At 54.7% G+C, this 13,088-nt stretch carries 9 protein-coding genes and 2 pseudogenes; all 11 read left to right on the top strand.

The features are described 5' to 3' along the window. The first annotated feature begins 13 nt into the window (after positions 1-13). The 11 genes and pseudogenes from K5I40_RS00130 to tssE all read left to right on the top strand — a co-directional run bounded on the left by K5I40_RS00130 (position 14) and on the right by tssE (position 13,087). Entirely contained in the window at positions 14-907 is an 894-nt protein-coding gene (locus K5I40_RS00130; protein ID WP_223073963.1) for an SUMF1/EgtB/PvdO family nonheme iron enzyme, read from the top strand. A 55-nt stretch (positions 908-962) separates the two neighbouring features. After that, a pseudogene (locus tag K5I40_RS00125) lies at positions 963-1,855 on the top strand (formylglycine-generating enzyme family protein). A gap of 55 nt (positions 1,856-1,910) precedes the next feature. Beyond that, positions 1,911-2,804 (top strand): SUMF1/EgtB/PvdO family nonheme iron enzyme, encoded by an 894-nt coding sequence (locus K5I40_RS00120; protein ID WP_223073964.1) that lies wholly within the window; start codon positions 1,911-1,913, stop codon positions 2,802-2,804. A 54-nt stretch (positions 2,805-2,858) separates the two neighbouring features. Further along, positions 2,859-3,125, top strand: a complete 267-nt coding sequence (locus tag K5I40_RS00115) for a PAAR domain-containing protein (RefSeq protein ID WP_223073965.1) — start codon at positions 2,859-2,861, stop codon at positions 3,123-3,125. A gap of 3 nt (positions 3,126-3,128) precedes the next feature. Continuing rightward, positions 3,129-4,283 (top strand): hypothetical protein, encoded by a 1,155-nt coding sequence (locus K5I40_RS00110; RefSeq protein WP_223073966.1) that lies wholly within the window; start codon positions 3,129-3,131, stop codon positions 4,281-4,283. Further along, positions 4,270-7,689: an ImcF-related family protein gene (locus K5I40_RS00105; RefSeq protein ID WP_223073967.1), complete on the top strand. Its 3,420-nt coding sequence runs from the start codon at positions 4,270-4,272 to the stop codon at positions 7,687-7,689. Before K5I40_RS00110 ends, K5I40_RS00105 begins: the two co-directional genes overlap by 14 nt. Next, positions 7,689-9,283: pseudogene (tssA, locus tag K5I40_RS00100) on the top strand (type VI secretion system protein TssA). The gene K5I40_RS00105 and the pseudogene tssA overlap by 1 nt, the downstream one beginning before the upstream one ends. Positions 9,284-9,303: 20 nt before the next feature. Next, the gene (gene tssF / locus K5I40_RS00095; RefSeq protein ID WP_223073969.1) at positions 9,304-11,067 is read left to right on the top strand and encodes a type VI secretion system baseplate subunit TssF; all 1,764 of its coding nucleotides are present in this window, start codon (positions 9,304-9,306) and stop codon (positions 11,065-11,067) included. Next, complete coding sequence (tssG, locus tag K5I40_RS00090) at positions 11,022-12,125, top strand: type VI secretion system baseplate subunit TssG (RefSeq protein WP_223073970.1); 1,104 nt, start codon at positions 11,022-11,024, stop codon at positions 12,123-12,125. The genes tssF and tssG overlap by 46 nt, the downstream gene beginning before the upstream one ends. Further along, a complete protein-coding gene (gene tssJ, locus K5I40_RS00085) occupies positions 12,106-12,642 on the top strand; it encodes a type VI secretion system lipoprotein TssJ (RefSeq protein ID WP_223073971.1) in 537 nt (178 codons plus the stop codon). The genes tssG and tssJ overlap by 20 nt, the downstream gene beginning before the upstream one ends. Next, on the top strand, positions 12,635-13,087 hold the full coding sequence (tssE, locus tag K5I40_RS00080) for a type VI secretion system baseplate subunit TssE (protein WP_223073972.1): 453 nt from the start codon (positions 12,635-12,637) through the stop codon (positions 13,085-13,087). Before tssJ ends, tssE begins: the two co-directional genes overlap by 8 nt. The last annotated feature ends 1 nt before the right edge of the window (position 13,088 follow it).

The following is a 13,088-nucleotide window of genomic DNA, read 5'->3' as shown; positions in this document are numbered from 1 at the left end:
ACTAAGGAATGAGATGAATAAGAAGCTAATAACTATCGCGGTGGGAGTCTGTTTTCTGACCGGTTGCGATCAGGGTAGTGCCGCAGCCGATACTCAGGCCGCGAAAATCCTTGCAGATAAATCCATCGCGAACATGATCCCTGTTCAGGGAGGTGAGTTTATCATGGGAGACTTTGGTCCTCTTGTGAAAGAGAAGCTGCCGTTCAGTATTCAGCAGGATGATAAGAAGCTGCATAAGGTCGTTTTGAGTGACTTTGGGATTTCAAAATTTAAGGTAACTAATGCGGATTACGCAGCCTATCTGAAGGCTACTGGAATAAAACATCCCCCAGTCAACATATTGTTGAAAGATTATCCATCAATGACAAAGGACGATTACTCTGTCGGTGTAACCTGGCAACAGGCTAAGGATTACTGCCAGTGGTTGGGTAAGGTGTCAGGTAAAAAGATCGACCTGCCGACCGAAGCACAGTGGGAATACGCCGCGAGGTCCAGGGGACAATATCTCCCCTTTGCAACCAACAATGGTAAGTTTGAGGAAGGTAAGAATGTACCCAGTGAAGATCAACTGGATGAATACACAGATGGTTACGGATTTCCCATCTACCCCATAGGCAAATACCCCCCAAACCCGTTGGGGCTCTACGACATGGGCTTAAGTGGTTCTGAATGGGTGAATGACTGGTACGCATCTGACTATTATTCTCACTCCCAAGTGAATGACCCTCAGGGGCCAAAGAAAGGCACCCGGAAAGTATTGCGCGGATATGTTGGTGGTGACAGCCAATATGCCCTGACGATGTCCAGACAATCGTCTCAACCAGTTCCTAAATTCGGGGGGCGCGACAACTATGAAAAGTATGGGGTGAGTCCTTTATACGTATTCCGTTGTGTGATGAATAAGTAGCACTTTCATCAAGACTCATGAAATCACCATAATGGCGTAATCATTAAGGAATGAGATGAATAAGAAGCTTATAACTATCGCGTTGGGTATGTGTTTTCTGACCGGTTGCGATCAGGGTAGCGCAGCAGCCGATACCCAGGCTGCGAAAATTCTTGCAGATAAGTCTATCGCGTACATGATCCCTGTTCAGGGAGGTGAGTTTCTAATGGGGGACTTTGGTCCTTTAGTAAAAGAGAAGCTGCCGCTAAGTATTCAGCAGGATGATAAGAAGCTGCATAAGGTCGTTTTGAGTGACTTTGGTATATCAAAGTTCAAAGTAACAAATGCGGATTACAAAGCTTATCTGAAGGCTACAGGGATAAAGCCTCCCCAGTCAACATATTGTTGAAAGATTATCCATCATTGGCAAAAGATAATTACTCTGTTGGCGTAACTTGGCAACAGGCTAAGGATTACTGCCAGTGGTTGGGTAAGGTGTCAGGTAAAAAGATTGACCTGCCGACCGAAGCGCAGTGGGAGTACGCCGCGAGGTCCAGAGGGCAATTCGTTCCCTTCGCTACCGATAACGGGGAATTCGAGAAAGGCAAGAATATTCCCAGCGAAGAACAACTGGATGAATACACTGATGGAATGGGGCTGCCTATCTACCCCATCGGTAAATACCCCCCAAATCCATTGGGGCTTTATGACATGGGCTTAAGTGGCTCCGAGTGGGTGAATGACTGGTACGCATCAGACTATTACTTTCACTCTACAGTGAAAGATCCTCATGGGCCAGAGAATGGTACTCAGAAAGTGCTGCGAGGCTATATTGGTGGTGACAGCCAATATGCTCTTACCATGTTCAGACAATCGTCAGAGCCTGTACCTAAAATCGACAAAGATGATAATTACGAGAAGTATGGTGTTGGCCCACAGTACGTATTCCGCTGCGTGATGAACCAGTAACGCTTACATCGACCATCATGAAAGGACCATGATGGCGTAATCCTTAAGGAATGAGATGAATAAGAAGCTAATAGCGGTCGCGGTGGGAGTCTGTTTTCTGACCGGTTGCGATCAGGGTAGTGCCGCAGCCGATACTCAGGCCGCGAAAATCCTTGCAGATAAGTCCATCGCGAACATGATCCCTGTTCAGGGAGGTGAGTTTCTCATGGGCGATTTTGGCCCACTGATAGGTGAGAAACTTCCATTTAGCATTAACCAAGATGATAAAAAATTACACAAGGTTGTTTTAAGTGATTTTTCAATTTCAAAATTTAAGGTTACAAATGCTAATTATCTTGTCTATTTGAATGCAACTGGAAAAGAAAAACCACCAGTTAACATTCTTGTTAAGGATTATCCCTCTTTAGGTGGAGGTGATTATTCTGTCAGTGTCACTTGGCAACAGGCCAAAGATTATTGTCAATGGTTGGGCCATACGGCAGGAAAGAATATTGATTTACCTACGGAAGCTCAATGGGAATATGCCGCGAGATCTCGAGGCCAATATCTACCATTTGCAACCAATAATGGTAAGTTTGAAAAAGGTAAGAATATATCAAGCGATGATGAGTTAGATAAGTTTACTGATGGGTTTGGTTTTCCATTTTATCCCATAGGTAAATATCCACCAAATCCTCTTGGTCTTTATGATATGGGACTAAGTGGCTCTGAGTGGACTAATGATTGGTATTCAGCTAATTATTATGAGCATTCTCCTGAAAGGGATCCGCAAGGGCCGGAGACCGGAACTAAAAAAGTGTTGAGAGGGGCCGTTGGAAGTAACCCCCAATATTTATTAACAATGTTCAGACAATCTAAATTACCAATTCCAAAGATCAATGCTGATGACGATTATGAGAAGTTTGGCATTGGTCCACAGTATGTATTCCATTGTGTGATGAATAAATAGTAAATTTTAGTCGTTGCGCCGTATCTCAAACACCATTTGTAACTGGAACTGTTTATGTCTAAAGGATTCGTTTTACTCGGTGATAAAACTACACATGGTGGGCAGGTGCTTTCTGCGTCATCGACCATGATTGTTAATGGTAAAAAGGTTGCACTGATCGGAGACAAAGTTAGCTGTCCGAAAGAAGGACATGGTGTTAATGCCATTATTGAAGGTTCGCCTGAATGGTCTTCAGACGGTAAAGCGATTGCTGTGAATGGTTGCCGCTGTGAATGTGGTTGTCAGCTGATATCCAGCGCGCCGGATTGTGTAATAGGATAACTAATGAGCTGGGAGCGTCAGAAATCAACGGTATCCAAGAAGCCTGAAGAGCCTTCTTTTGTTCTTTGGCTTATGTTGGGAGTTGTTGCAGTTGTAGGGAGTGTGATGCTGTTCGTCCTGCATGCTAATAAGCTTTCAGGGCCTTTACAGGCATTCAATATTTGGGTCGTCACAGCAAGCCCCATAGTTATCTGGTTTTTCTTCCTTTGCCTGCGGGCTTGGGTCTTCAATAGTGCATTTGATAAGCACGAGTTCGAGGCTAATGAGGCTGATTACGCCCAGCAACAATGGACTGAATGGGCCGGGAGAAACATTGCAGTGCTCCATAGCAGTGTCATTTTTCCGGAGGCTCTGACGCCATCTCGCTTTTTGCAGGCCTCAGCAGAGCAGATGCAGTACACAACTTTGACGCAGCATTTTCATCACACAGCTCCAGAAAATTCCTTCTCACAACTACTTGAATGTGCGAGTGATGCCCTGGTCAGGGTTCCATCAGACTTACCCCTCAGTGTTTCTTTGCTGACGGATTCGCAGGAAGATCCCCTGAAACTGCAGGACGAATTTGCGAAGGTCTGGCAGGACACAGTTCCTTTACGCCCTGTCCCTGTTATGAATATACAGACCGCAAAGACCTTTATCTGGCTGGAAGAAAGGATCAAATCGCCAACGCTGGATGTGGATCTTATTCTGGTGCATCAGACTCAGGGGAAAGGGTGTTATAGCGACATCCTGGCCTCTTTGTTGCTGACATCAGATGATGTTGCCACAAAATATCAACTTACACATGATGCCCGCCTGCTACGGCCAATGTCGTTAGATATGGTTGATATCTGTCAATCACTGGATACGTTTTTCTCAACGCAGACTCAGGCCTGTGTCACAGAAAATATCATCGGCGATCAGGCTGCCTGGGGTGATGCATTTCCTGACCTGCTTGAAGCAGCTGCCGTATACACAGGGCACTGGAAACCTGAACAGCTCCACTGGCTGGAAAAATATGCCGGGCTCAGCGGCCCCTTTTCTCCATGGGTAATGGCCGCAGTCGCCAGCGATATTGTGAATATACAAAAAGCCGACTGTCTGATGCTTTCTACAGATGGTGAGCAGAAATTTATTAATACCGTGCAAACAGGGAACAGAAACGATGACAACGGGTGATTCAGCATGGCGCGGAGGCTGGGGAAAACTGGGGTTCTCCGCGCTTTTAGCGGGCGGGATTGCCTGGGGCATCTGGCACTATGGTGATCAGATGGGGCTGCATACCCCGTTACTTAAAGGGCTGGTCATTGTCGGAGCCCTGATTTTATTGATGCTGTTCCGCCACGGCAAAACCATTACGCTCGCCATTAAACAGGGCTGGCATCGTTTACAGTCTAAGCGAAAGAATGTTCTGCCAGCCGATGAAGGCCGCGTCAAGCAGACCGCGCCCCGCAATGTCACTATTGACACCATCCGTGAGGCCATGCGTAACCTCTACGGTCGGCGTTGGGGCCGTAAAACGCGCATCCTGCTGGTCACTGGCACCGTTTCTGAGGTCGAACAACTGACTCCAGGTCTTACAGCTCAGCTCTGGCAGGAAGACCGCGGCACACTGTTGCTGTGGGGCGGAGACCTCAATACGCCAGCAGACAGTGCCTGGCTGACCGCGCTGCGCAAACTGCGCCGTCGCCCGGTGGATGGGCTGGTGTGGGTCACCTCGGCCTTTGACCAGATTTCAGCGCCGGGGCTGGAGCAGCCGCTGCCGGTGCTGTCTGAAAGCACCATGGATTCCCTGTCTCACGCCATCAGCGCGCGTATGGAAACGCTTGGCTGGAAACTCCCGCTGTATGTCTGGTCCCTGCACCCGCGCGCCGGTAAACCTGAAGGACGCATTACGCAAGCGACCGGCTGCCTGTTACCTGCCGGTTGTCGTACTGAAGGGCTGGCAGAACAACTCACCGCCCTGACGCCGGATTTGACTTCACAGGGTCTGCAGCAGACCTGCAGTGAGGTGAAGCATAATTTCTTACTGACGCTTGCCGACCAGCTTATTCGTGAGCCACAAAGCGTGACCGCACCGCTGTCAGTGATGCTCAATCCGTACCGCCCGCTGCCGCTGGCCGGCGTGGTGTTCAGTCAGCCCTCTGCCGGTGCTGAACGTGCCGTGCCGCACCACTGGGGCATGGATAAACGCTGGGATGTTTTGCCTGAGTTTGTCCGGACGCTTCCTGCCGGGCTGCGTCCGCATAAACCGGGCATTCCATGGCGCAAAGTGTTTTCGTCCGTTGTCGCCCTGGCGATGGTGGGCTGGGCTCTCTGGATGAGCATCGCCTATGTCACCAACCGCAGTCAGATTGATGGCGCGAATGCCCAGGCAGCACTTGCCGCCCGACAGAATCAGCCGCTGGAGCAGCGCCTGCACGCGTTGTCTGAACTCCAGAAAATCCTGGCTCGTTTGCAATACCGTTCAGAGCATGGCGTGCCGTGGTACGAGCAGGCCGGACTGAGCCAGAACAATGCCCTGCTGGCCGCACTCTGGCCACGTTATCAGGACAGCGCACTGCCGCTGTTGCGGGATGCAGCCGCTGACCATTTGCAAAAACACATTAATGCCTTCAATGCTCTGCCGCCGGGCAGCCCGCTGCGCGAGCAGATGGCAAAAAACACTTATGACCAGCTCAAACTCTACCTGATGCTGGCGCGTCCGGAACATATGGACGCGGCCTGGTTCAGCTCTGCATTGCTTAACGACTGGCCGACGCGTAACGGTGTAAAAGACGGCGTCTGGCAGGGGATGGCTCCTTCTTTGCTGTCGTTTTATGGCGCGCAGCTGGTTGCGCACCCTGAATGGAAACTGCGTGCTGATGAAAACCTGGTCAGCCAGGCGCGTTCCCTGCTGGTTCGCCTGATGGGCGTACGTAACAGCGAATTAACCCTGTACCAGAAGATGCTCTCTCAGGTGGCGCACCTGTATGTCGATATGCGCCTCCAGGACATGACCGGCGATACAGATGCATCCCGTCTGTTCAGCACCACGGAAATCGTGCCGGGCATGTTCACCCGCCAGGCCTGGGAGCAGGCCGTGCAGCCCTCTATTGAGAAGGTGGTGAAAGCGCGCCGGGACGAGCTCGACTGGGTGCTGACTGACAGCAAGCGTCAGGTGAATAAGCAGGACGAGACTTCACCTGAAGCGCTGAAAACTCGCCTGACGGAACGTTACTTTGCCGACTTTGGCGGTGTCTGGCTGGAGTTTCTGAACAGCCTGCACTGGAAACAGGCGGCCACGCTGTCGGATTCCATTGACCAGTTGACCCTGATGGCCGACGTGCGTCAGTCACCACTGGTGGCGCTGATGAACACCCTGAATGTGCAGGGGCGTACCGGACAGACCGGGGTGGCGATTTCGGATTCGCTGGTGAAATCGGCGAAGAATCTGCTCGGCGGTGATGACCAGGATGCCATTGATCAGAGCGCCGGTGTTCACGGCCCGCTAGATGCAACCTTTGGTCCGATACTGGCACTGATGGACAAAAACAAGACAGGTGCACAGGAGTTGAGCCTGCAGTCGTACCTGACCCGGGTGACGCAGGTGCGTCTGCGCCTGCAGCAGGTGACTAATGCTGCCGACCCGCAGGCGATGACCCAGACCATTGCCCAGACCGTATTCCAGGGCAAAGCCGTGGACCTGACCGAAACCCGCGACTACGGCAGCCTGATTGCCGCCGGTCTGGGCCAGGAGTGGAGTGGCTTCGGGCGGACAGTGTTTGTGAGTCCAATGGAGCAGGCCTGGCAGCAGGTGTTGACCCCGGCGGCCGAAAGCCTCAATGCCCAGTGGCAACAGGCGGTGGTGGCTGAGTGGAACAGTGCCTTTGGTGGACGCTATCCGTTTAACAATTCCAGCAGTGATGTATCCCTGCCGCTGCTGGCTAAATACCTCAATGCGGATTCCGGGCGTATTGCCCGGTTCCTGCAGACCCGTCTCAAAGGCGTGCTGCACAAAGAAGGTAACCACTGGGTGCCTGACAGCATCAACTCGCAGGGGCTGGCGTTTAACCCGGCGTTCATAAATGCCATCAACACCCTTAGCCATATCTCGGATGTGGCCTTCACCGAAGGCAGTGCCGGCATGAACTTCGAGCTGCGCCCGGGCACCGCCGATGGGGTAATGCAGACTGACATGATCATCGACAGTCAGAAGCTGAACTATGTGAACCAGCTGCCGGCATGGAAGCGCTTCGCCTGGCCTGCAGATACGGAAGCCCCGGGGGCGAACCTGAGCTGGATTAGCACGCAGGCGGGCACCCGCCAGTACGCCGATATCCCCGGAGCCTGGGGATGGATACGCCTGCTTGATCTGGCTGCAGTGAAAGCCTATCCGGGTGTTGGCAGCAGCTACAGCCTGAGCTGGAAAGCCCAGGACGGTCGCACGCTTAACTACACCCTGCGTACCGAAGCGGGCGAAGGCCCGCTGGCGTTGCTGAAGCTGCGCAATTTCCGCCTGCCTGAGACCATCTTCAGCACCACCGGTGCGATATCACCAAACCAGGTTGCCAGCGCAGGCAACGACGCAGAGGAGGTTTACTGATGAGCACGCTCAATGCCTTACTCAGCACCTGTCAGGCCGAACAGGAACCTTTACTTGCAGTAACCCGTGAACGGGTAGCTCAATGGGACGGCTGGCTGCAGCCGTTGTCCGGTTCGCCGCCCGCTGGCGAGGATCCTGGCTATGACGATGACTTCCAGCAGATGCGCGAGGAGGTCAACAAACTCTCCGGCGCGGATACCGAACTCATCTGCCGGCTGACAGAGAAGCTGCTGACCACGACCGCTAAAGATATTCGTGTGGCGACGTACTACTGCTGGGCGAAGCTGCACCGCGAAGGTGAGCAGGGGCTGGCCGAAGGACTCGAGCTGCTGGCCGGTCTGCTGGAACGCTTTGGACCACAGCTGCACCCGCAGCGTGACCGCAGCCGTAAGGCGGCGCTGGAGTGGCTGGCAGGATCGCGGATGACCGACTCGCTTTCCCTGTACCCGGAAGTGGTCAGGGAGGAGGCGTTGCGTACCACAGGGGCATTGCTGCTGATAGCCGGGCTTACCGAAAACGAGCCGGATGAAACCCGCCCTGAGCTAAATGCACTGTACAGTGCGCTGGAAAGCCGCCTGCAGAAAGCCGGAGGTGTGGATGCGGTTGTACCGCAGAACGCCAGTACCAGCGAAACCCCGTCGTCTGCCAGTCACAGCGACGCCCCGGCCATCGGGCGGATCACCTCCGGTCAGGATTTACTGGCCCAGGCCCGTACGCTCACTGAATATCTGCGCGAGCAGCCGAATGGCTGGCTGTCAGCACACCATCTGATGAAGAGCCTGCGTCACGACACCCTGCGGGCTATCCCGGCCCCGGATGAGCAGGGGCGTACACGCATCGAGCCGCCAAGGGCGGATCAGCGTGCTCTTCTCAAACGTCTGTACCTGCAACAGAGCTGGACTGAAATACTGGAGACGGCTGACAGCACGTTTTCCCGCGGTGCCAATCACCTGTGGCTGGATTTGCAGTGGTATATCCACCAGGCGCTGACTAAATCCGGTCAGGAGACACTGGCCGGTATTGTCGCCGCTGACCTGAAAGGGCTGTTGTTGCGGTTGTCCGGGCTGGAGACGCTGGCATTCAGTGACGGTACCCCGTTTGCGGACGAAGTGACGCTGAACTGGATCCAGCAGGGTGTGCTGGATACGGTCGACGGTTGGGGCAACGACACCCCATCCGCTTCGGTCACCGCCGGTAACGATGACATTCTGGCGCTGGAGCCGGAAGCCGTGGCGCTGGCCGACAGTGAAGGCCCGGAGGCGGCGCTGGGCTGGCTACAGACCGGCCGGGTATAACCACCGATCGTCAAAAGTGGCTGTTGCGTCTGCTGATGGGCCGCATTGCTGAGCAGTACGGTAAAAATGAGCTGGCGGTGCACCTATTTGCAGAACTGGGTGAGCGTGCAAAAGAAGTGACCCTCAGCAACTGGGAGCCTGAGCTGTTGTTTGAGGTACAGGCCCGCCATCTGAAACTCCTGCGCCTGAAAGCCGGTCGCAGTGAGGCTGATAAGGCCCGCCTTACGCCGGTAATGGACCAGCTACTTGCCGGGCTGATCGCCGTCGATCCCGCCCGTGCCGCCGTGCTTTGCGGTTAAATCCACAGGAACAGAAATAAATGGAAGATTTGACCCTGCGTTATTACGACGCGGAAATGCGCTACCTCCGTGAAGCCGCGAAAGAGTTCGCTCAAACCCATCCCGATCGCGCAGCAATGCTCGACCTGGATAAGGCCGGCACACCCGATCCGTATGTTGAACGGCTGTTCGAAGGCTTTGCTTTCTCAATGGGACGGCTACGGGAGAAGATCGACGACGAACTGCCGGAACTGACCGAGGGGCTGGTCAGTATGCTCTGGCCACATTACCTGCGAACCATTCCGTCACTCTCGGTGGTCGCGTTCACGCCTGCGCTTCAGACCGTTAAGGTGGCAGAGGTGATGCCTGCGGGGCTGGAAGTGTATTCCCGCCCGGTGGGGCCGAAAAACACGGTCTGCCGTTACCGCACAACACGCGATGTGATGCTCAATCCGCTGAATATCTCTGGGGTGACCATGACCACTGAGCCGGACGGGCGCTCGCTGCTGCGGATGCGTTTTGCCTGCAGCACCCAGGCGGACTGGTCCCATGCTGTTCTCAGCCACCTGAGTCTCTATCTCGGGGCGGATGCGCCCGTCAGCAGCCAGCTGCATCTGATGCTGACCAAACGACAGGCTGCCCTGTATATGCGTCTGCCCGGGCAGACCGACCGTATTCGCCTCGACGGGTATTTCTCGCCGGGTGGTTTTGCGGAGGAAGACAGCCTGTGGCCCAAGGGCGATACCGCCTTCAGTGGTTACCAGCTGCTGCTGGAGTATTTCACCTTCCGTGACAAGTTTATGTTTGTCCACCTCAACGGCCTGGATGGCATTACACCGCCTGCCGGAGCGGAGTATTTCGACATCGAAGTCGTGTTCAGCACACCGTGGCCATCAGAGCTGCCGGTCACCAATGACGCGGTTCGTCTGCACTGTGTGCCGGTGATTAACCTTTTCACACTGGAAGCTGACCCGCTCACCATTACCGGGCTTGAAAGTGAGTACCTGCTGCGCCCCAAACGTCTGCAGGACGGACACACCGAGATTTATTCGGTGGATTCGGTGACAGGCTCAAACCGGACCAGTGACGCAGAGTATGTGCCGTTCAGCAGCTTCAGGCACAAGGGCGGGATGATGCGCCGTCATGCACCACCCCGTTACTACCACACCCGCGTGAAGCGCAGCGTGACCGGGTTGTATGACACCTGGCTTATCCTTGGGGGGCACCAGTGGGAAGAGGACCGCCTGTTTGAGCGTGAAGCTGTCTCGCTGCAAATCACCGGCACCAACGGCCAGCTGCCGCGCCGTGCACTACAGAGTACGCTGCTTGACCGCTGTGAGCAGGTGGTCAGTACACAACTTTCAGTACGCAATCTCTGCAAACCGACGCTGCCAGTCTATCCGCCTTCCGAAGACCGGTTTCACTGGCGGGTTCTGAGCCACCTGGGATCCGGTTTCCTGAACATGATGAGTACCGCCGAAGTGCTGCGCGGGACGCTTGCGCTCTACAACTGGCAGGAAGATGAACTGAACACCCGACGTCTGGAGGCGATTCAGCATGTAGAGCACCATCGCCTTCAACGTTTTGAACAGGGCTACCTGCTTCGGGGGCTGGATATCGAAGTGACCCTCGACAGCAACGGCTTCACCGGTGAGGGCGATATTCACCTGTTCGGTGAAATGCTCAACCGGTTCTTTGCGCTGTATGCCGATATGAACCAGTTTAACCAGCTCACCCTCATTGTTCAGCCAGAAGGAAAATGCATCCGGTGGAAAGAGAATCACAGTCCGCGTCTGCCCGGCTGATAGCGCAACTGGGGGACCGGCTGCCATATATTAACTTTTACCGCTTCTGCCAGTTGCTGGAGCAGAGCCAGCCGGACAAACCGGTTACGGGCAGTACCTGGCAGGTACGTCATGAACCAGTACGTTTTCGGCCACACCCGGGGATGGGCTTTCCGGCATCTGAAGTCAAAGGGATTGAGCAGTCTGAGCATTCGCATCTGCCGCCGACGGTACGCATCACCTTTATGGGGCTCTACGGCGTGGAGTCCCCGCTGCCAACGCACTATATCGATGACATCACCCAGCGCCGGGAAGGGTATGAGGCCACCGCGGATTTCCTCGATATCTTCAACCACCGGCTGATTGCTCAGTACTATCGTATCTGGCGTAAATATTCATACCCGGCGACTTTCGAAGAAGGCGGTAAGGACAACACCTCGCAGTACCTGCTGGGACTGGCCGGGCTCGGGATTAACGGCTGCACGGACAGTATCGCGACCCCGGCTTCGGGCTTTCTGGCACTGCTGCCAGTCATGTTACTGCCGGGGCGTACCGCAGAAGGCATGGCCTCGCTGGTGCGCCTGCTGGCACCCAACACGCAGCCGAAAATCTGGCACCACGACAAACGCCGTGTGCCGCTGAAGAAGCCACTGACCATAAGCGTCAGCCAGCCCGTCACCCTGACCAGCCGACCGGTGATGGGCAACTATGTTACCGACGTAAGCAGTCAGGTGCTGATGCGGCTGACCACCACTGACCCGGTAGAAGTGCAGGGCTGGTTACCGGGCGGGGAGCTTCACACGGACCTGATGGCGCTGCTGCACGTGTATCTTGGGGCACGGCTCGATGCCCGCCTGCAACTGTGTGTCGACAGAAGACTGCTGCCGGACGCGACAATGAGCACGAAACCCTGTGCCGGAGCAGTGCTGCTGGGCCGCACCGCCGTGATGCGACCGCTGAATACGGCTAACACCGCATCACACCCAAAAACAATCACCATTAATCTGGGCCGCTATGAGCGGGTACAGGAAAATATTCACCGCAGGGAGACCGATGAAGATGGCGAATACCGCTGGTAAATTCCCCCTGGTTGCACTGGCCACGGGTATCACACTGATGCTCGCTGGCTGTGGGCTGACCCAGAGCGTCAAGGACGGCACCGTTGCCGTGACCAAATCGATATTTTATAAGCAGATAAAGACCCTGCATCTGGATATTCGCGCCCGCGAGGCCGTGAACCACAACGCCGGCGGCGTGGCACTGTCGACGGTGGTGCGCATTTACCAGCTCAGGGATCGGAAAACGTTCGACACCACGGACTATCCGTCACTGTTTAAGGCTGACAGTCAGGCCATCAAGGCAGACCTGGTGGCGGAGAAAGATATTCGTCTGCAGCCGGGTGGGGCGGTGATGGTGGATATGCCGATGGAGCAAACTGTGCAGTATGTGGCGGTGGCTGGCATGTTTATGTCGCCGGACCAGGAGAACAACACCTGGCGGATGGTGCTGAGCCGCGATGACCTTGATCCGGATAAGGCACGCGTCATTGAAGCGGGCAACAACCGGCTGACCCTGCAGGCGCTGAAAGATGAATGAGTCACCCCGTCCTTCATTGTATGAAACACTTTATGGCAATTTCACCGGTGGCCTCGACCTGCATCAGGTCAGTGAGCAAAACCAGACCATCATTTCTGTGCTGGATAACATGCAGCGTATCCTCAACTGTCGCGCCGGTACGCTGGCGCATCTCCCGGATTACGGCCTGCCGGATATGACCAAAATTCTTCAGGGGATGCCGGGTTCAGCGCATCAGCTGATTACCATACTGTCCGCGGTACTGCTGAAGTATGAGCCGCGCTTAAGCAGGGTCACGGTGGTGATGCTGGAGCAGACGCAGCCAGGGGAACTGCGCTACGCAATCGATGCAGAACTCAAAGGCATCGGCCTTGTGCGCTACGGCACCGAATTCATGCCTGAAGGCCGGGTGCTTATCCGGCACCTTAAACAACAGCAGTATCTGGATGCCCGCTCCGCAATTTAGC

The sequence above is a fragment of the Leclercia sp. LTM14 genome (assembly GCF_023736175.1).
Lineage (GTDB): Bacteria > Pseudomonadota > Gammaproteobacteria > Enterobacterales > Enterobacteriaceae > Enterobacter > Enterobacter barmai.
This window is presented reverse-complemented; position numbering and strand designations above follow the sequence as displayed.

Bases quoted from the DNA above. Each gene is read 5' to 3' on its own strand.
- K5I40_RS00130 (WP_223073963.1), top strand. From the start codon at position 14: ATGAATAAGAAGCTAATAACTATCGCGGTGGGAGTCTGTTTTCTGACC.
- K5I40_RS00120 (WP_223073964.1), top strand. From the start codon at position 1,911: ATGAATAAGAAGCTAATAGCGGTCGCGGTGGGAGTCTGTTTTCTGACC.
- K5I40_RS00115 (WP_223073965.1), top strand. From the start codon at position 2,859: ATGTCTAAAGGATTCGTTTTACTCGGTGATAAAACTACACATGGTGGG.
- K5I40_RS00110 (WP_223073966.1), top strand. From the start codon at position 3,129: ATGAGCTGGGAGCGTCAGAAATCAACGGTATCCAAGAAGCCTGAAGAG.
- K5I40_RS00105 (WP_223073967.1), top strand. From the start codon at position 4,270: ATGACAACGGGTGATTCAGCATGGCGCGGAGGCTGGGGAAAACTGGGG.
- tssF (WP_223073969.1), top strand. From the start codon at position 9,304: ATGGAAGATTTGACCCTGCGTTATTACGACGCGGAAATGCGCTACCTC.
- tssG (WP_223073970.1), top strand. From the start codon at position 11,022: ATGCATCCGGTGGAAAGAGAATCACAGTCCGCGTCTGCCCGGCTGATA.
- tssJ (WP_223073971.1), top strand. From the start codon at position 12,106: ATGGCGAATACCGCTGGTAAATTCCCCCTGGTTGCACTGGCCACGGGT.
- tssE (WP_223073972.1), top strand. From the start codon at position 12,635: ATGAATGAGTCACCCCGTCCTTCATTGTATGAAACACTTTATGGCAAT.